Source organism: Parasphingorhabdus cellanae (assembly GCF_017498565.1).
GTDB lineage: Bacteria > Pseudomonadota > Alphaproteobacteria > Sphingomonadales > Sphingomonadaceae > Parasphingorhabdus > Parasphingorhabdus cellanae.
Genome location: NZ_CP071794.1, coordinates 714,122 through 731,349, shown reverse-complemented (window position 1 = coordinate 731,349; position 17,228 = coordinate 714,122). Strand labels below are relative to the sequence as shown.

Here is a 17,228-nt window from a genome sequence, read left to right as displayed (position 1 = left end):
AAAATAATTTCATCAAAATATGAGTGGGCTATTACCCTAATCGGCTTCGGGTGCTCCTACGAATCCGGTGATACCAAGGCCATCGCCGTTCGCTCCCCCGGCCAGTCGGCCGATCAACTCGCCCTCGACCATGTCAATCTCAGCAATCCGGTTCAAACCGGTTTCGGCCGCGTAAAGTCGCTTGCCGTCGGGTGAGAAGAGAATGGTAACTTGTCCAGCTTTGACAGTGCCGCTAATCGTTATTCCGCCTTTCGATTTACGCGTTTCTACATCAAAGAGGCCAAGCGCACCGTCGGCATAGTTGGACGTCACCGCCGTTCTTCCATCGGGGCTGATTGCCACGCGGATCGGGAACTTGCCGGTTTTGAGAATAGCCAGTTCCTCAAAAGTTCGGGTATCGAATATACGCAAGCTGTCTCCGCGGCGATCAGCGACCCAGATGGTTTTGCCATCCGGTGTGATCGCGAGGCCTTCTGGTTCGGTGCCAGCGGGCAGGTCGGTGATCTTGCGATTATTGTTCAAGTCTAGCACGCTCACTGTGCCGGACTGCATATTGCTAACAAAGGCGCGGCTTTTATCGGGTGTCACCACAACCATATGGCTGCCTTTTTGACCGGTCGATATTTGACTGATTTCGCGGGTTTGGCTCTCGCCCTTTGGTGGAGAGACAATGGCAATGCTGTCACTGCCTTCGGTGGAGGCAATGATCCGGCCATCGTCAAGCCAGACAATGCCATGAGGGCTCTTGTTAGGGGTGAGCGCAATGGTTTCGATTTTTTCGCGTGCGGCTATGTCGAAAATATCAATATGTTCAGCACCATAAGACACAATGGCAGCCAAGCGACCATTTGGCGATATGGCGACTTCATGAGGGTTCTTGCCAGTATCGCGCCGAGCGACTTCGCGGCCCGTCTTCAAGTCGATGAAGCTGAGACTATCCTCGCCCTTATTCCCCACCAGCAAGATTTCAGCGGGATGATGTTTATAAGGCGGCGATTGTTCTGCAGAGGCATTGCCATAAGCTAATAGACATGCCGATATCAGAGCGATTGCAAATCTTTTCATTCCAGCGGCCTCCTTAAAAAATCCCCGACAAAGCGATAAACCGTGCCGGGGATGATTTTATCACAAATTGGTCAAGCAGTGCCTATTCTGCTTCTGGTGCAGCAGCGCTGGCATCTTCGGGAAGACCGCCAAGCTGAGACACCATTTTTGTATAAGCGTCGAGATACGCCAGCGCCATGACCCGGCCGATTTGCGTATCGGTATACCCGCCGCCAGCTGCTCCAGCCAATGCGCCGCCAAAGAAGCCTCCGCCGCCGCCTCCGAACTTAAGGTCAGATTTGCGGGAATATCCCTCGGTAATACGTTCCATTTCAGTGGTGCGGACATTCACCAGTGAAAGCGTGACATTAGCTTCCTTTTTGTTGATCTTCACACCGCCGAATATGCCGCCAAAGGCCCGGCGTCCCAGGCCGCCCAGAAGAGCGCCGCCAACACCGCCGCCGCCTGAATTGGCATTAGCAGAAATAATATCGGGCACGATGACATAGTCAGCTGCCTTCACTTGACGTTTACCGATGTTGGACCCACGCTGCAATTCGCCGGAGTCAGCCAGCGCGCGCTCAACCGCTCTGCTCGCCAGGCCACGACCACGGTCTACCAGACCGAAACAGCCTGAACGCGCGACAAATGTTTTGATCAGTGCTTCAGGGGAACCCAGTTTATAGCTGACCCACCAGCGTTGTTCGGGTTCAACAATAGCGATTGTGCCCAGCTTTTTATAGCAGACAGGGATTTCAGCGACGCCGCGTTCTTGTGCTTTCTGGCCCTTTGATTTCCCAGCCGCCAATGCGGTCCCGCCTGAAAGTGCGACAGATGATACAGCGATAACAGTGATGAGTTTCTTAATCATAAATTCCCCTGTGTTTCAAAATACCCTATTAATACAACCAATTGAGTCGGACGGACACTGTCACGTGAGGAAATATTTTACCACCCCAGAATTACTAGCGACAGATAGTTTGATCTATTGTCATCGAGCGACTTCAAAAAATATGATAGTCCAATAGGCCGCCTTGAATGTGATCTATAGCACGTTTTCGACATTTTAATGTGATCTGCCTGCCAACCAAAGCAATAGGGTTGGCCCGTAACTCTTTCCTTTTATAATTATGCCGTTAGCATGTGTGGAAAGACAAAAGACCATGAGTCTGGGAGGAACATGCATGCGGCATATCGCGATCATCGGGTCGGGGCCTGCGGGCTATTATTCGGCCGAAGCGGCGCAAAAAAAATATGGTGATGATGTTCGTGTCGACATTATTGACCGTCTGCCCGTTCCTTTTGGTTTAATCCGCACTGGCGTGGCTCCCGACCATCAATCGATCAAGGCTGTTTCGCGGCGTTACGAAAAAACTGCGCTCGGCGATAATGTGCATTTTGCCGGTAACGTGACTGTAGGACAAGATGTCAGCATCGAGGAGCTTCAAGGCTTTTACGATGCAGTGATATTGGCAACCGGCGCCCCAAATGATCGCCCGTTAGAGATTGAAGGTAGTGATTTGCCAGGCGTCATTGGAAGCGCGGCCTTTGTTGGTTGGTATAATGGGCACCCTGATTTCAATGACCTGAACCCGCCGCTGGACGGAAAGTCCGTAGCGATAATTGGCAACGGTAACGTTGCATTGGATGTTGCTCGTATATTGGCGAAGACGGCCAATGAGTTTATCGGGAGTGATATCGTCGCACATGCATTGGATCAGCTGAAGCAGAGCAATGTTGAAAAAATTACCCTGCTTGGGCGCCGCGGTCCGCATCAAATCGCAATGACCCCCAAAGAGCTGGGTGAACTGGGTCATCTCGAACGGGCCCGACCAGTCATCGACACGCTCGATTTTCCCGATGAGGGCGCGGATGCAATGCTGGAGCCGGGAATGCGAAAGTCCGTCACGCATTTGCGAAGCTTTTTTACCCGTGCTGGCGAACTGCGCGAAAAGCCGGTCAAGATTGATTTTGACTTTTTCGCCATGCCCATCGCAATTGAGGGTAATGGAAAAGTTGAAAAACTGATCGTTGAGAAAACCGAACTCGATGCTGGCCTTCGCTCTAAAGGAACTGGTGAGCGCTATGAGTTGGATTGTTCCATGGTGATCAGTTGCATTGGCTACCGCACACCGCCGATTGAAGGCGTGCCCTATGAACATGGCCGTGGGCGCTTTGCCAATGTTGATGGCCGGATATTGCCGGGCCTCTATTGCGTAGGTTGGGCAAGGCGGGGCCAAGCGGAACCATCGGTACGAATAAACCCGATGGCTTTGCTATTATCGAAGCGGTTGCCGAAGACATTGGGTCAGGGAACAATAAAGAAGGTCGCAAAGGTCTGGACCGCCTGTTCGAACGCCGCGGTGTAGAGGCGGTAACATTTCGCGACTGGAAGAAGATTGAAGAAGCCGAGGTGGCCAATGCCCGCGAAGGCGCCCCACGAGAAAAATTTACCGAAATTGCAGATATGATTGCGGCCCGAGAAAACTGAACCAAGAAAGCTAGACCAACCAGTCTTGTAAAATGGCGTTGACCGTTCGTGGTGCCTCCTGCTGCACCCAATGGGAAACGTCCGGCAAGCGATGGAGCTCGAAGTTTGGAACCCATTTTTCGGTACCTTCTGTACAACGAATATTAAGAGCGCTGTCCTCTTCGCCCCAGATCATAAGGGTTGGCGTGTCGAGAATTTTATTATCAACATCAACCGTCTCTCGATGGCGTAACAGCGCGCGATAATAGTTAATCATAGCCGTTATGGATCCAGGCCGCATTGCAGCTTTTGCAAAAACCTCCAATGCTTCATCCGGAAAATTGCTTTGGTCATGAGCCATGTTGGAGAATGCATCCTTGATGGCTTTACCATTGCCGCGAGAGATCAGAAATTCGGGCAACCAAGGCAATTGGAAAAAGAAGATATACCAGCTGCGACGAAGCTGCCGCCAATGGCGTATCTCGCGCCGCCCGACCATGGGGTGCGGCACATTCATGATCACCAGGTGTTTCAACGGACGAATTTTCTGGATGGCAAATGCCCATGCGACGATGGCTCCCCAGTCATGTGCTATAAGTGTAAATTCTTTTGCGCCACTGGCATCAATCAGGGCTGCGACATCAGCGCAAAGATGGTCCAGTGCATAATCCCGCACCGTTGCAGGTTTGCTTGACCCACCATAACCGCGCATATTCGGTGCCCAAACGCGATATCCTTTTTCTACCAACATTGGGATTTGGAAGCGCCAGCTATAATGGAGTTCTGGGAATCCGTGCAGGCATAGGGCAAGTTTATTACCGTCTCCGGCTTGTGCGACTTCAAATGTTTGCCCATTGGCTTCGACCCAGTGGATTGCGACTCCGCTGTCAGGGTCAGGATTCCAGGATGGCGTTTGTGTCATCGGTACAGACTAGCAGGTGGCGGCTTTAATCATCCAGTTAAATCTGCTACTCCTTTGGAAAATATACAGGAGAGACTCGATGCATGATCTGGTAATTCGCGGCGGTACGGTGGTTGATGGTACAGGTGGCGCGCCCTTTACAGCGGATGTTGCCATTGATGGTGACCGCGTTTCTCTGGTCGGAACAGTGATAGAAAAAGGCCGAGAAGAAATTGATGCGACTGGCAAGATTGTTTCTCCTGGTTTTGTGGATGTGCATACTCATTATGACGGGCAAGCAACCTGGGATGATGAAATGGCTCCCTCCAGTTGGCACGGTGTTACGACGGTTGTGATGGGCAATTGCGGTGTCGGTTTTGCGCCCGCCAAGCCGGATAAGCATGAATGGTTGATCGGCTTGATGGAGGGCGTGGAAGATATTCCCGGAACCGCTCTGGCAGAGGGGATGAAGTGGAATTGGGAAACATTCCCCGAATATATGGATGCGCTTGAGGAGCTGCCGCGCACAATTGATGTCGCGACCCATGTTCCGCACGGCGCCATTCGCGCGTATGTGCTGGGTGATCGGGAAAAGCCCGGTGCGGTGCCAACGGACGAAGATGTCGAGCAAATGTCGAAGATCGTCGAAGATGGATTAAAGGCCGGCGCTTTGGGGTTTTCAACTTCTCGCACGGTGCTGCATCGCTCGGTTGACGGCGAATTGGTTCCCGGCACAACGGCGACCAAAGAGGAATTGATCGGTATTGGCCGCGCTATGGGTCGGGTTGGTTATGGTGTGTTTGAAATGGCTTCTGACCTCAACCGCGAATGGGATGAATTTGGCTGGATGGGTGACCTGAGCCGAGAAACCGGCCTGCCGGTGACATTCGCTGCCTTGCAATCCATTGCCAAGGATCAACCGCTTGAAGAGCAGATTTCCAACATGCGTGCGGAAAACGACAATGGCGCAAATATCGTTGCTCAGATTGCCTTGCGAGGAAATGGTATCATCATGGCTTGGCAGGGTACGGTTCATCCGTTTGTTCGTAAGCCAAGCTGGGAGACCATTGCGGACCTGTCGTGGGACGAAAAATATGCGCGCCTCAGCGATCCCGAATTTAGGGTGAAGTTGCTTTCCGAAGCCAGCCTTCCTGCAGAAAATGTCGATATGGCCCCGGTGCAGTTTATCGTCACTGATGGCTGGGCAATGCATTATCAGATGGATGATGGCTTTAATTATGAGCCGACTGCCGAAGAAAGCATCAACGCTCGCGCCAATGCAGCGGGCATAACGCCGGCAGAATATGCTTATGACCTGTTGATGTCTGATGATGGTAAGGGCCTGATTTATCTTCCCATTCTTAATTATATCGATGGAAATCTGGACTTTCTCCATCCGCTGCAACATGCGGACGATACAGTGAATAGCCTGTCGGATGGCGGGGCGCATTGCGGCACGATCTGTGACGCGGCCAGTCCGACATTTATGCTCGAACATTGGGTAAAAAATCGCCAGCGTGGAACGATCACGATCGAAAATGCAATCAAGCGACAGTGTTTGGATACAGCGCGCCTTTATGGTTTGAATGATCGCGGTCTATTGAAACCCGGCTATCTGGCGGATGTAAATGTCATTGATATGGACCGGATTAAGCTAGGCAAACCATGGCTCGCCTTTGATCTGCCTGCGGGCGGGAAGCGTTTGCTGCAAAAGGCGGATGGTTATGATTATACCATCAAGTCGGGGCATGTAACGTTCAAAGGGGGTATTGTGACCGATAAACGCCCTGGCGGTCTCATCCGTGGTCCGCAACATGTTGAGATGCTGGAGGCAGCGGAATAGAAAATGTTGACCGGCGCTGGCCTGCTGCGGCTGGCTTATGCCGCCAATATCCTGATCCTTGTACCGATCTGCTGGAATATGTTTCTCGGCAGCGGTGTCGCTAGCGTTTTTGAAGGCAAGGTTGAAGAATCAGCTGGCTTGCGGTTGCTGGTCGGCAGCTTGTGGTTAGCGATATTGGTCGGTTCGGCCGCAGGCCTTTATGCGCCGCGTTTCTTTGCGCCGATTATTCTCATTCAGATATTCTACAAGACCTTATGGTTGCTGGTATTTGCGTTGCCATTGATCGCGGCTGGCAAATCTGATCAAGTCCCTTGGGGCATTGCGGCAACATTTATTGCAATTGTGCTGAGTTATCCGTTTCTCTTCTGGTTTTCGGGCGTTTGGCGACAAGCTTTGTAATTTATACTCCGCACCTGACGAAGAGCCTAGAACAGAAGTGTATGACAACCATTCTAGGCTCGGTATCAAGTGCGGAGCATAATGTCGTGTGGGCTAAAAAGCTTTCTGCCAACCGATGGTAAACATCCAGTCACCTGTCATCTGAGGACCATTAAGATCCTGGTATACGGGCGCGCCCAGTTCGATGCCCAGACGGTGACCTGCCAAGGGACCATGGGTGCCGACCAGATTGATGCCGCCGATCAGGTCGACGCGCTCGCCGCCTTGAAAATCCGGGTTTGCGGTCTGCACCGGTCCCATGATCATCGGATCAATCCCTTTAACCCGGCTGGTGCTGCGACCCTTTACGCGGCCAGACAGGCTTATCCATTGTGCTGGCCGGTAACTGATCCAGGTGGTCAGCTCATGGACATCGCCAAATCGGTAACCTTGGTCGTTGGTTCCTGTCCGGATCGTTCCGGCATATTGCGAGCCCAACCCGATCGACCCGCGCCAGCTTTTATAGGTTACGGATGGTTTAAGATCCCATGTCCCCGAACCGATTTGCATCATATAAGGTACACGCACGGTCGGCTCACCGCCCATTGGCGTGAGGATTTGGGCTGTTTCGGTAGTCGAACCGGTGGGGATCGACACGGCGGCGCGGACATTCAACTCGCGTTGCTCATCGCCTTTGCGGTCAGCCACGCCGAGTATTGGAAAAATACCGCCAAGGGTAATATCACCAAAGCCTTCGGGACTGGTGGTAAATTCGCCTTGTACGTTGGTTCCGGCTCCACCTGCAAAAGTCGTATGCTCCATCTCCTTTTGGACATAACTGCCCATGGCGATCAGCGTGACCCAGTCTGTAGGCGCATACATCGCCCCCACCATGGTCATGTCGGTGCGCATCGATGTTGGCACGATGCGCAAGGTAGGAGGCTGTCCCGGAGCGCCAAAAAAGCGATTGGGAATGGTGGTCACGATTTCTTCGGGAGAGACGTTGTCGGTTCCGATTTGATTGCCGCTCATCCCCATATGCATGTGGCGAACGGAGAACATGACTTCACCCTTTTTATGGGCATGGTCGGCCATAACACCAATGGGAGCATGGTCATCGGCCATGACATCATGGGCGAGAGTGGGGGTAGAAAAACAGGCGGCGATAAGCGCCCCTGCGCGCAGTGAGTTTTTCATGGACATTTCCTGTAATTGTCTGATTTTTTGATCATTGGCACTTTCCCCGAAGGACCAATAAATGGAGTTCAGACGATGACAGGCGGACCAGTGGCTGGCGGAATATTGATGCGGTTGCGGACCGCAAAATGGCTACGCGTTTCGGGTTGGTGAGAGGCAGAAATCCGGTCGACTAGTGCAATTGCCGGAGCGGATGCCAAGAGACTAGCGCTAGAAGCAGCCGCATAAGTACAGATGGGGCTTTCGGATTCGGGGGCAGGGCTTTCCGGTTGTTCGGGGCCGCCATACACCATCGCGAGCATGGCATAGTCCGGATGCTCAGATGTTATGGCTAGTTTGCTATTCTCATGGCCCGAGCAGAGTTGGATTGAGAAACCATTTGCGGTTTGCGCAGGCATGAAGCCCTGAGGGACTAATGCGGTTAGGAGGATAGCCAGCATCGCCAGCGAGTATAGTATCGATAATGGGCGTGAACCGCTATTGATCCACACGGTTAATCTCAAACCCATCAGAATCCCGTCAAACCCGCATCGGCATCAATACATAGAGTGCGGGTGACTTATCATTCTCGCGAATGAGCGTTGGCGCACTCGCGTCGGCGAGATGAAGTTCGACATTATCGCCCTCAATTTCGCTCAATATGTCGAGCAGGTAGCGCGAGTTAAAGCCTATTTCAAAGCCATCTTCCTTATAGGCACCCGGCACTTCTTCTGCCGCAGTACCATTTTCAGGAGAGGTGACGGAAAGCGTGATTTTGTCATCGCCCAGCGCCATTTTGACCGCACGGGTCTTTTCTGTGGCAATGGTAGATACACGGTCCACGCCTTGCGCAAAACTTTTGGGATCGATTTTGAGGATCTTGTCATTCCCGGTTGGAATAACACGGGTGTAGTCCGGGAAAGTTCCATCGATCAGCTTGCTGGTCAAGATTGCTGTTCCAAGCGTGAAACGGATTTTACTCGCTGACAAGTCAATCTGGACCGACGCGTCGCTATTCTCATCCAGCAACTTGCGCAGCTCATTCACGCATTTGCGCGGAACAATCACGTCTGGCATGCCTTCTGCTCCGGCAGGGCGAGGCAAAGTGACACGGGCCAACCGATGGCCATCGGTTGCGGCTGCTTTAAGAACCGGTGTTTCCTCATCCTGCACGTGCAGGAAAATACCGTTCAAATAATAACGCGTTTCTTCGGTCGAGATTGCAAATTTGGTTTTGTCGATAATTTGAACCAATGACGCCGCTGGAAGTTCAAAGCTGGTCGGCAGGTCTCCTTCCGCAATGATCGGAAAATCATCGCGAGGCAGTGTTTGAAGGTTGAACCGCGCCCGGCCCGCATTGACTTTCATTTTGCCGTCGGCGGCATCCAACTGGACCTGAGATCCATCGGGTAATTTGCGAGCGATGTCGAACAAAGTATGGGCGGAAACGGTAATAGAGCCTGTTGTTTCAACTTGAGCTTCGACGGTCTCAACCACCTGCAAATCGAGGTCGGTTGCCATCAATTTAATGCCGCCGCCTTCGCTGGCTTCGATCAAGACGTTCGACAAGATAGGGATGGTATTGCGCCGCTCGACCACCGACTGGACATGGCCCAGACTTTTTAGCAGTGCTGCGCGTTCAATTGTCGCTTTCATAAACCGTCCTTTATTTCCTGTCCTTGGGCGGTCTTTTCCACCCTAGTGGCTGTGTCCGGACACGGCAAAAGACTCCGTCCAATTCACAGATAGTCATCGCTTCATTAACAATATCAACCAATAGGGCAAGCCCGATACCGAGGCTAAGAAACATATTGCGGTGAAAATCTGTGGAAAAAACCGACAATGCCGTTAAACCCGCTAACGATATTCGCCGGACGCGCCGCATAGGGACAAGTTTGATCATAGATATGAATGGTTTAAGCAGCAACTTGAATACAAGAGGAAAACGGCTGTTCATTGCCCGCCATGGAGAGACGATTTTTAATCTGGCAGGGCGGATTCAAGGAAATGATGCCCATACGCCATTAACGCAACGCGGCTTTGCACAGGCAGATGAAATGGGCCGGGCGCTGGCGCGCTATCTAAATGGATTTTCTGAGTTAAATCTCGTCGCTTCCGACACCGGACGGGCGCTGCAAACCCTATCTGTCGTGTGTGAGCATATCGAGACCGACTGGCATCAAGTCAAAGCGGATCCGCGTCTCAGAGAAATCGACATGGGTGACTGGGAGGGCATTTATTACAGCGATCTCGATGGACAGTTGCAGATTGACCATGACCGGGGTTTGTTTCTTACTCAAGCGCCGCGCGGGGAAACCTATGGTGATATTGTGAACAGGTTAAAGGCATGGATCTCCGACCAGTCCTTTCAACAGGACATTCTACTGATCAGCCATGGCATGACCAGTCGCGTTTTGCGCGGACTATTGACTGGACTGCCTCCGTTAGCATCAATTGATGCGCCGATGGCTGATAGTCTGCCGCAGGGATCAATGGTGCAGATCGTCGATGGTGTCGAAACAATCATTCATATGGGTGCAGGAGAGGGCGAAAAAGCGTGAGGACTTTAAGCGTTTTTTTGGCACTATGCGTTGCAGCGTTGCCGGGGCCTGTTGCGGCGAAAGACTCGCTCGGAATTTTCAATAGCTGGGGCGCATTTCGCGATGCTGATGTCCCGCGCTGCTATGCCCTTGCGGAGTCGGAGGAAATCAGGGGCAAGGCGGAGCGCAAGTCCTATGCGTCAGTCGGTTTTTGGCCCAAACGAAATATCCGCGCACAATTTCATGTGCGGCTGAGCCGTGATCGATCCACCAATAGCCGTGTGATGTTAGGAATTGGGGGTAGACGTTTCCAGTTAACCGCCAATCGATCAGATGGTTGGTCTCAGGACAGACGGATGGATGCAGCGATTGTTGCCGCACTGCGCTCTTCTAACAGCATGACAATTGAAAGCACCGGTCGCGATGGCAAGCCAATTGTCGATGCTTATCTGTTGCGTGGCGCGGCTACTGCCATTGATGCGGCATCATTAGGCTGTTCGCGATTGCAATGACCTGTGTCTAAAGGCGAGGACGTCGCGGCGGTAGTAGCAACGTTTTTCGATCATAGCTAAAAATGCCATTGGCCGCTGCATCATCGATGTTTGCCAAAGATTTTGCGCTGCATTTCATCATTTCGAGCTTTGCCGCGATTTTCGGATTGTTGTGGAGCGGTGCCAGGACATAGGGGAAATATCGCTCGCCATTGGGGCATAGCGAATAATTACGGGCGTTTTCGGTGTTCCGCTCATCAATCAAAGCGATTACGTCTTCTACTTGACCACGTCCCGCCAGAATATAGATTTTCAGGTCGATGTGGTCAATTAGACCAAATTGCATGCCTTCGCCCATATTCCGTGCAGCTGCCAGATACCTGTTAACGCTCCCCAATGCGAAATCATCATCCCCGTTAAGCAACGCGTCGGTTATGATGGTTTCGCTATGATTGGATATCGGCAAGCCGTTCTTATAGCCGCTGTGCGTAAATAGCAGCGGAAAGCTTGCGTCAAATTTTTTTCGCGCCTCTTCGGGGCGGTTGAGTTTTAAAAGATATTTGGTGCGATCATGCTGGGCGAAGGCGAGATGAAATTCCATATCATAGACCGGCATGTTGATGAGCAAGTTGACGCGCTTGTTTGCGGCTTGAAGCGCTTGTTCATGTTCGCCAAATGCAGCGTATAATTGCCCCTTTGCCCGATAGCTTTTCTCCAGATAATAGTGCTCAAGCGGAAATTTCGGGTCTCCGATCAATTCTTGGAGTTGTTCAGCAAATTTCAAAGCTTTTGCTTTGTTTGATGCGATATTATCTTTGTTTTTTTCGGAGACTCTCTCGTGCTTCGTAAACCGCGAATTCAAGCTGGACGAAAAGTTGGGCAGCTTGCAATATTGGCCAGCATGTTTTGATGACATCTTCCAGTTCATAGGTGGCATCGGCTTGGCAGGACGATGTATCACTGCGCAGATTGACGGGGATATTATAATCCAGAATCTCAGGTCGCTGTTGCTCTATCAACGGAAGGTCGGGATTTACTGGCTTCGGCTCCTCATACGCTGCTGCTGGCGGAATAGACGGAGTGCTCTGGGTCTGCGCATGGATTGGTTGCGACACCGATAAAATCGCTGCAGCCGCAATCCATTCCTGAAAACCAAAACGCATCGCGATGCCATATGGCTGCCACCATCTGCTGTCTAGAATATTTCGCTAGCTTCATGGGCGTTGGTAGGCGCCGATCTAAAGTGACCTAGCTTTTCGCCGCATCTCTCCTTATATGCGCCCTCATGCAGATTCCCGGCCACATAGATCCTGTTCCACTTCCCGCGAAAGTTACGCCTCGTGAAGATGGGCGCGTGGACCTTATTGGCTTAAGCGTCGCTGAAATTCGAGATGTATTAATCGAAGCTGGTCTGGAAGAGAAACAAGGTAAGCTGCGGTCGAAACAGCTATTCCATTGGATGTACCATCGCGGCATCAGTGATTTCGCGGTGATGACCGACATGAGCAAAACCCTGCGTCCGTGGCTGGCTGAACGGTTTGTGATCGGCCGGCCGGAAATTGTCGAGGCCCATCTGTCCGAGGACGGCACACGCAAATGGTTGCTGCGATCTGCCGACAAACAGGATTATGAAATGGTTTTCATCCCTGATGAAGACCGCGGGACGCTCTGCATTTCTTCGCAGGTCGGATGTACGCTGAATTGCCGCTTTTGCCATACCGGGACAATGCGGCTGGTACGCAACCTGACGCCCGGCGAAATTGTTGGACAGGTCATGCTGGCCCGCGATGCCCTGGGCGAGTGGCCAAAAGGTGTCATGGATTTCGCTGATGAAGAAGAAGCAGAAAATACCAAGGAGTATAATCAGGCGTATAAATCAGACGGCCGCTTGCTGACCAATATCGTGCTGATGGGCATGGGGGAGCCACTCTATAATTTTGACAATGTCCGGGATGCGATGAAGGTTGTGATGGATGGCGCCGGTCTGGCTCTGTCACGCCGCCGGATTACTTTGTCGACCAGCGGGGTGGTGCCGATGATCGCTCGCGCTGGCGAAGAGATAAGTGTGAATCTGGCCATATCGCTCCACGCGGTAAATAAAGAAACGCGCGATGAGATTGTCCCACTCAACCGCAAATATTCGATTGAAGAATTGCTGCAAGCCTGTGCCGATTATCCCGGTTCCAGCAATTCGCGGCGGATCACTTTCGAATATGTCATGCTAAAGGACAAAAATGACAGCGACGAAGATGCGCGCGAGCTGGTCAATCTCTTGCGGCAATATGACTTGCCGGCCAAGGTAAATCTGATCCCGTTCAACCCGTGGCCTGGTTCCCAATATGAATGTTCTTCGCCAGAACGTATTAAAGCCTTTTCGAAGATTGTTTTCGACGCCGGGATTAGCGCTCCTGTGCGTACCCCTCGTGGCCGTGATATCATGGCCGCTTGTGGCCAGTTAAAATCTGCCAGCGAAAAGAAAAGCCGTGCCGAACTTGATCGTTTGGCCGAAGAAAAACAGGCGGCTTTAGGGTAAGGTTTCGGCTTTAAACCGTTGCGATCACGTCAATTTCGACCATCAGATCAGGCAACGCTAGAGCTTTAACTTCAACAATCGTGTCAGCAGGGTAGGGCGCAGAAAAATACTGTTTCCTAGCTTCGACAATCTGCGAGAAATAAGCCATGTCCGTTAGGTAGATCGTGACTTTGACGACTTTGTCTCGGCTACTGCCGCCGCCGGCGAGCACGCGGTCGATATTGACAAACGTCTGAGCGACTTGCTGATCAAAGTCCGCTGCACCGACAATATTGCCTGTCTCGTCAATCGCTGCCTGACCGGAGAGGAACAGGAAATCGCCGACCCGCCAGCCTGGCGCAATTGCGTAAGGGGCGAGTGGATCTGGGTCGAGTTGGATGACTTGGCGGTTTTTGGTCATGGATACCTCGAAATTGAGAAAATTAATTGTGTCTCGGAACAGGTTTCTTTTGTTGCAGTGTAACGACTAACTTTCTTTTGTCGAACAACTGATTAGAATGAAGATCGAAATGACAAGAGCGGCAAAAAACAAGCTTACGCGCCATCGGCTGACAACCCGGCTCTGGCATTGGATCAATGCGCTGTGCCTCCTTGTCCTTGTGATGAGCGGGCTGACCATTTTCAATGCGCATCCCCGGTTATATTGGGGCGAATATGGCGCCAATGATGACTATGCTTGGGCCGCTGTCGGGTCGTCTGAAACACTCGGCTATGTTCGTTTAGGTGAAACGAAGATCGAGACCACCGGCTTCATCGGTAATTGGCGCGACAGCAACGGAAATATTCAGACCTGGGCCTTCCCCGGATGGGCGACCATTCCTTCCTATTACAGCTTGGCAGAAGGGCGGCGCTGGCATTTCTTTTTTGCCTGGATATTCAGTGTTGGACTCGGTTTTTTCATGATCCGATCATTGTTTGACCGGCATGTGCAAAAAGATTTACACTTAACCCGTTCAGATTGGCGACCCTCCCATATTTGGAGAGATATAAAAAATCATACGCGGTTACGGTTTCATGAAGCCGATGCCGTCAATATCTATAATATTCTGCAAAAATTCAGTTATATCGGGGTGATTTTCATCATACTACCTCTCATGATTTTTACAGGGCTGGCGATGTCACCTGCAATGGATGCCAATTGGCCTTGGCTCACTGATATTTTTGGTGGTCGGCAGTCTGCCCGGTCTATTCATTTTCTAGGCATGTTTCTTCTGATACTGTTTTTCATTGTCCACATGGTGACATTGCTCTTGGCTGGCCCGTTTAGACAAACCTGGGCAATGATCACCGGCGGTAAACGGAAAGGAAGCGGCGATGCATAAATTTCTGACGCGCCGGTCACTTATTACCAGCGCTGCCCTTGGTGCCGGTGGGCTGTTAAGCGGCTGTGATGCATTGAGCCGTAGTTCGGGCTTTCAAAACATTCTTGCCAGTGCTGAGGATGCGAATTTCCTCGTGCAACGGGCACTTGGTGATCGGATGGAATTGGCTAGCGAATATAGTGTTGCTGACTTGTCACCCAAGTTCCGCGCCAATGGGACGCGCGACCCTGGTACCCCTGTCTATGCTGAGAGTGCGGCTCAGGGCTTCGCTGACTGGCAATTGCGATTGACAGGTTTATTCGCCAAGCCGCAAAGCTTCTCAATGTCTGCTTTGCTATCCATGCCACAGCGCACGCAAATTACCCGGCATGATTGTGTTGAGGGCTGGAGCGCAATTGGCCAGTGGACCGGCGTGCCACTGAAATTATTGCTCGATTTGGCGCAATTGCAGGACAAAGCCAAATTTCTGGTGTTCCACTGTGCGGACTTGCTTGGCGGGCGGCCCTATTATGAAAGCATCGACCTGCTTGACGCCTTTCATCCACAAACGATCATGGCGCACAGGCTAAATGATGAGGCTGTCCCGATTGAAAATGGCGCACCCTTGCGCCTTCGGGTTGAGCGGCAGCTTGGTTATAAACATGCCAAATATGTGACCGAGATTGAGGCTGTTTCTACCCTGGACAATATTGGTTCAGGTAAAGGCGGCTATTGGGAAGATGTCGCCAATTATGAATGGTATGCCGGAATTTGACGCGGGTCTGTTCTTGTGCGGAGATATAGTGAATGTCCATATTGGGTCGCTTTTTGGGAAGCGTCGTAAAAAAGGGAACGATCGCCGTTATCCACGCCGATGGATCCACAGAAAAATTTGGAAGTCCGGAAACTGGCTTTCCGGACGTAACTGTGCGCCTTGCCGACAAAGCTGTTATGCGTCAGATATTGCTCGACCCGCGCTTAGGAGCGGCTGAGACCTTTATGGATGGCCGCCTGATTATGGAGCAAGGCGATATCATGGAGCTGGTTCAGTTGTTGCGCGCCAACAGACGATGGGATCGCGGCGGTCGTCTAAATAACCCCAGTGCTTTCAAGAGAGCCAAAAGCTTGATTGCAGGTCGTTTGGATCGGATCAACGGACAAGTTCGATCGAAAGCGAATGTGGCGCATCACTATGATTTGAGCCGCGATCTCTATGAGTTGTTTCTCGATGAAGACATGCAGTATAGCTGTGCCTACTGGACAGATCCGGACAACACACTGGAACAAGCGCAACGGGATAAGAAAGCACATATTGCGGCGAAGTTGGACCTGAGAACTGGCCAGCGCTTGCTGGATATCGGCTGCGGTTGGGGCGGAATGGCGCTATATCTCAACCGGAAATTCGGTGTAGAGATGCTCGGTATTACGCTGAGTGAAGAACAGTTGAAGGTCGCACAGGAGCGTGCCGAAAAAGATGGCGTCGCGGACAAGGTCAAATTTGAATTGATCGACTATCGTGATTTGGCAGAACGCGAGGCGGGTCAGTTTGACAGGATCGTTTCGGTTGGTATGTTTGAACATGTCGGGACGCCCAATTTTAAGACCTTTTTCCGCTGTGCAGCAAATTTGATGACTGACGATGGGGTAATGCTGCTCCATACGATCGGAAGGATGGGAAAGCCAGGAACGACTGATGCTTTCACTCGCAAATATATTTTTCCCGGCGGCTATATTCCTGCTCTAAGCGAGACGGTTGAAGCAAGTGAGCATTTTCGCTTGATGGCAACTGATATCGAAACACTCCGGCTGCATTATGCGCTGACGTTGCGCGAATGGTACAAACGGACAGTGGCGAATAAAGACAAGATTGTTGCACTTTACGATGAACGATTTTTCCGCTTGTGGACATTCTATCTGGCGGGTGCGACGGCGGCCTTTGAGAGCGGCAGCATGTGCAATTACCAAATTCAGTTTAGTCGCAACCGGCACACGCTGCCTTTAATACGTGACTATATCGGCGAAACGGAAAAACAGCTGAAAGGCTGATTATCCGGGATATTTCTTTGCCATATATTCTAGATCCTTGGCGATAATTTCCTCAAGTATGTTGATATCTATATCGGATAGGCGTTTTACGTAGAGGCAGCTTTTGCCAAGGCTATGCTTGCCGAGTTTGGCAAGCAGTTTTTCCTTATTCTTGAAGCCGCCGATACAATAAAGTGTTAGCGCAGTCTTGCGCGGGCTGAACCCTGTCCGCATCATGTCTCCTTCGCGGCCACTGTCATAAACGTAGTGATATTGACCAAAGCCAATCATAGAGGGCCCCCACATTTTAGGTTTGTGTCCTGACAAGCGCTCCATCATTGTGGCAACTATTTTTGCGTCATCTCGTTTCCACTCTGGTTCGACTGCATTAATAAAAGCCTGCACATCCGCCGTTGTTGCGACAGTTTTATTCTCGGTCTGTGTTTTTGCCATATTTCCTCCTCCAATCTCTCCCATATCATATTGCACCGCTTGTTTCAGCCTGTTAGGCGCGCCTCTGTTCCTT

At 51.5% G+C, this 17,228-nt stretch carries 18 protein-coding genes and 1 pseudogene; 9 read left to right on the top strand and 10 right to left on the bottom strand.

From position 1 onward, the window contains the following. Positions 1 to 36: 36 nt before the first annotated feature. Complete coding sequence (locus tag J4G78_RS03655) at positions 37 to 1,065, bottom strand: YncE family protein (protein WP_207988565.1); 1,029 nt, start codon at positions 1,063 to 1,065, stop codon at positions 37 to 39. An 82-nt stretch (positions 1,066 to 1,147) separates the two neighbouring features. Next, on the bottom strand, positions 1,148 to 1,915 hold the full coding sequence (locus J4G78_RS03650) for a CsgG/HfaB family protein (RefSeq protein ID WP_207988563.1): 768 nt from the start codon (positions 1,913 to 1,915) through the stop codon (positions 1,148 to 1,150). 313 nt (positions 1,916 to 2,228) lie between these two features. Between J4G78_RS03650 and J4G78_RS03645 the strand changes: the two are divergent. Further along, positions 2,229 to 3,535: pseudogene (locus J4G78_RS03645) on the top strand (FAD-dependent oxidoreductase). Positions 3,536 to 3,545: 10 nt separating this feature from the next. On the opposite strand, the gene J4G78_RS03640 reads toward J4G78_RS03645, so the two are convergent. Then, positions 3,546 to 4,436 carry an alpha/beta fold hydrolase gene (locus J4G78_RS03640; protein WP_207988561.1) on the bottom strand — a complete coding sequence of 297 codons (891 nt, stop codon included), beginning with the start codon at positions 4,434 to 4,436 and terminating at the stop codon, positions 3,546 to 3,548. A gap of 79 nt (positions 4,437 to 4,515) precedes the next feature. On the opposite strand from J4G78_RS03640, the gene J4G78_RS03635 reads away from it, so the two are divergent. Further along, the gene (locus tag J4G78_RS03635; RefSeq protein WP_207988559.1) at positions 4,516 to 6,258 is read left to right on the top strand and encodes an N-acyl-D-amino-acid deacylase family protein; all 1,743 of its coding nucleotides are present in this window, start codon (positions 4,516 to 4,518) and stop codon (positions 6,256 to 6,258) included. 3 nt (positions 6,259 to 6,261) lie between these two features. Continuing rightward, on the top strand, positions 6,262 to 6,657 hold the full coding sequence (locus J4G78_RS03630) for a hypothetical protein (protein ID WP_207988557.1): 396 nt from the start codon (positions 6,262 to 6,264) through the stop codon (positions 6,655 to 6,657). A gap of 93 nt (positions 6,658 to 6,750) precedes the next feature. On the opposite strand, the gene J4G78_RS03625 is transcribed toward J4G78_RS03630, so the two are convergent. The 3 genes from J4G78_RS03625 to dnaN all read right to left on the bottom strand — a co-directional run bounded on the left by J4G78_RS03625 (position 6,751) and on the right by dnaN (position 9,468). Beyond that, positions 6,751 to 7,833 (bottom strand): transporter, encoded by a 1,083-nt coding sequence (locus J4G78_RS03625; protein WP_243457208.1) that lies wholly within the window; start codon positions 7,831 to 7,833, stop codon positions 6,751 to 6,753. Positions 7,834 to 7,901: 68 nt separating this feature from the next. After that, positions 7,902 to 8,342 (bottom strand): DUF2946 family protein, encoded by a 441-nt coding sequence (locus tag J4G78_RS03620; protein ID WP_207988553.1) that lies wholly within the window; start codon positions 8,340 to 8,342, stop codon positions 7,902 to 7,904. A gap of 10 nt (positions 8,343 to 8,352) precedes the next feature. Continuing rightward, positions 8,353 to 9,468: a DNA polymerase III subunit beta gene (gene dnaN, locus J4G78_RS03615; RefSeq protein ID WP_207988552.1), complete on the bottom strand. Its 1,116-nt coding sequence runs from the start codon at positions 9,466 to 9,468 to the stop codon at positions 8,353 to 8,355. Positions 9,469 to 9,638: 170 nt separating this feature from the next. On the opposite strand from dnaN, the gene J4G78_RS03610 reads away from it, so the two are divergent. Both J4G78_RS03610 and J4G78_RS03605 read left to right on the top strand, forming a co-directional pair. After that, on the top strand, positions 9,639 to 10,373 hold the full coding sequence (locus tag J4G78_RS03610; protein ID WP_243457207.1) for a histidine phosphatase family protein: 735 nt from the start codon (positions 9,639 to 9,641) through the stop codon (positions 10,371 to 10,373). Continuing rightward, a complete protein-coding gene (locus tag J4G78_RS03605) occupies positions 10,370 to 10,864 on the top strand; it encodes a hypothetical protein (RefSeq protein WP_207988550.1) in 495 nt (164 codons plus the stop codon). Before J4G78_RS03610 ends, J4G78_RS03605 begins: the two co-directional genes overlap by 4 nt. A 7-nt stretch (positions 10,865 to 10,871) precedes the next feature. Here J4G78_RS03605 and J4G78_RS03600 read toward each other — a convergent pair whose 3' ends face one another. Both J4G78_RS03600 and J4G78_RS03595 read right to left on the bottom strand, forming a co-directional pair. Continuing rightward, positions 10,872 to 11,627 (bottom strand): hypothetical protein, encoded by a 756-nt coding sequence (locus J4G78_RS03600; RefSeq protein WP_207988548.1) that lies wholly within the window; start codon positions 11,625 to 11,627, stop codon positions 10,872 to 10,874. A 25-nt stretch (positions 11,628 to 11,652) separates the two neighbouring features. Then, positions 11,653 to 12,006, bottom strand: coding sequence for a hypothetical protein (locus J4G78_RS03595; RefSeq protein WP_207988546.1), 354 nt, complete (start codon positions 12,004 to 12,006; stop codon positions 11,653 to 11,655). 122 nt (positions 12,007 to 12,128) lie between these two features. Here J4G78_RS03595 and rlmN point away from each other — a divergent pair, with 122 nt between their 5' ends. After that, positions 12,129 to 13,376, top strand: coding sequence for a dual-specificity RNA methyltransferase RlmN (gene rlmN, locus J4G78_RS03590; RefSeq protein WP_207988544.1), 1,248 nt, complete (start codon positions 12,129 to 12,131; stop codon positions 13,374 to 13,376). 10 nt (positions 13,377 to 13,386) lie between these two features. Here the strand turns inward: rlmN and J4G78_RS03585 are convergent, their stop codons facing one another. Continuing rightward, positions 13,387 to 13,776, bottom strand: coding sequence for a RidA family protein (locus J4G78_RS03585; protein WP_207988542.1), 390 nt, complete (start codon positions 13,774 to 13,776; stop codon positions 13,387 to 13,389). A gap of 109 nt (positions 13,777 to 13,885) precedes the next feature. Here J4G78_RS03585 and J4G78_RS03580 point away from each other — a divergent pair, with 109 nt between their 5' ends. From J4G78_RS03580 to J4G78_RS03570, 3 genes are read left to right on the top strand one after another with little or no spacing between them, the layout of a single operon-like run. After that, positions 13,886 to 14,698, top strand: coding sequence for a cytochrome b/b6 domain-containing protein (locus tag J4G78_RS03580; protein WP_243457206.1), 813 nt, complete (start codon positions 13,886 to 13,888; stop codon positions 14,696 to 14,698). Further along, positions 14,691 to 15,452 (top strand): molybdopterin-dependent oxidoreductase, encoded by a 762-nt coding sequence (locus tag J4G78_RS03575; RefSeq protein WP_207988538.1) that lies wholly within the window; start codon positions 14,691 to 14,693, stop codon positions 15,450 to 15,452. The genes J4G78_RS03580 and J4G78_RS03575 overlap by 8 nt, the downstream gene beginning before the upstream one ends. A gap of 32 nt (positions 15,453 to 15,484) precedes the next feature. Beyond that, positions 15,485 to 16,723 (top strand): SAM-dependent methyltransferase, encoded by a 1,239-nt coding sequence (locus tag J4G78_RS03570; protein ID WP_207988536.1) that lies wholly within the window; start codon positions 15,485 to 15,487, stop codon positions 16,721 to 16,723. Here J4G78_RS03570 and J4G78_RS03565 read toward each other — a convergent pair whose 3' ends face one another. Further along, the gene (locus tag J4G78_RS03565) at positions 16,724 to 17,191 is read right to left on the bottom strand and encodes a DUF1801 domain-containing protein (RefSeq protein ID WP_310737248.1); all 468 of its coding nucleotides are present in this window, start codon (positions 17,189 to 17,191) and stop codon (positions 16,724 to 16,726) included. Positions 17,192 to 17,228 lie beyond the last annotated feature (37 nt).

Bases quoted from the DNA above. Each gene is read 5' to 3' on its own strand.
- J4G78_RS03655 (WP_207988565.1), bottom strand. From the start codon at position 1,065: ATGAAAAGATTTGCAATCGCTCTGATATCGGCATGTCTATTAGCTTAT.
- J4G78_RS03650 (WP_207988563.1), bottom strand. From the start codon at position 1,915: ATGATTAAGAAACTCATCACTGTTATCGCTGTATCATCTGTCGCACTT.
- J4G78_RS03640 (WP_207988561.1), bottom strand. From the start codon at position 4,436: ATGACACAAACGCCATCCTGGAATCCTGACCCTGACAGCGGAGTCGCA.
- J4G78_RS03635 (WP_207988559.1), top strand. From the start codon at position 4,516: ATGCATGATCTGGTAATTCGCGGCGGTACGGTGGTTGATGGTACAGGT.
- J4G78_RS03630 (WP_207988557.1), top strand. From the start codon at position 6,262: ATGTTGACCGGCGCTGGCCTGCTGCGGCTGGCTTATGCCGCCAATATC.
- J4G78_RS03625 (WP_243457208.1), bottom strand. From the start codon at position 7,833: ATGAAAAACTCACTGCGCGCAGGGGCGCTTATCGCCGCCTGTTTTTCT.
- J4G78_RS03620 (WP_207988553.1), bottom strand. From the start codon at position 8,342: ATGGGTTTGAGATTAACCGTGTGGATCAATAGCGGTTCACGCCCATTA.
- dnaN (WP_207988552.1), bottom strand. From the start codon at position 9,468: ATGAAAGCGACAATTGAACGCGCAGCACTGCTAAAAAGTCTGGGCCAT.
- J4G78_RS03595 (WP_207988546.1), bottom strand. From the start codon at position 12,006: ATGCGTTTTGGTTTTCAGGAATGGATTGCGGCTGCAGCGATTTTATCG.
- rlmN (WP_207988544.1), top strand. From the start codon at position 12,129: ATGCAGATTCCCGGCCACATAGATCCTGTTCCACTTCCCGCGAAAGTT.
- J4G78_RS03585 (WP_207988542.1), bottom strand. From the start codon at position 13,776: ATGACCAAAAACCGCCAAGTCATCCAACTCGACCCAGATCCACTCGCC.
- J4G78_RS03580 (WP_243457206.1), top strand. From the start codon at position 13,886: ATGACAAGAGCGGCAAAAAACAAGCTTACGCGCCATCGGCTGACAACC.
- J4G78_RS03575 (WP_207988538.1), top strand. From the start codon at position 14,691: ATGCATAAATTTCTGACGCGCCGGTCACTTATTACCAGCGCTGCCCTT.
- J4G78_RS03570 (WP_207988536.1), top strand. From the start codon at position 15,485: ATGTCCATATTGGGTCGCTTTTTGGGAAGCGTCGTAAAAAAGGGAACG.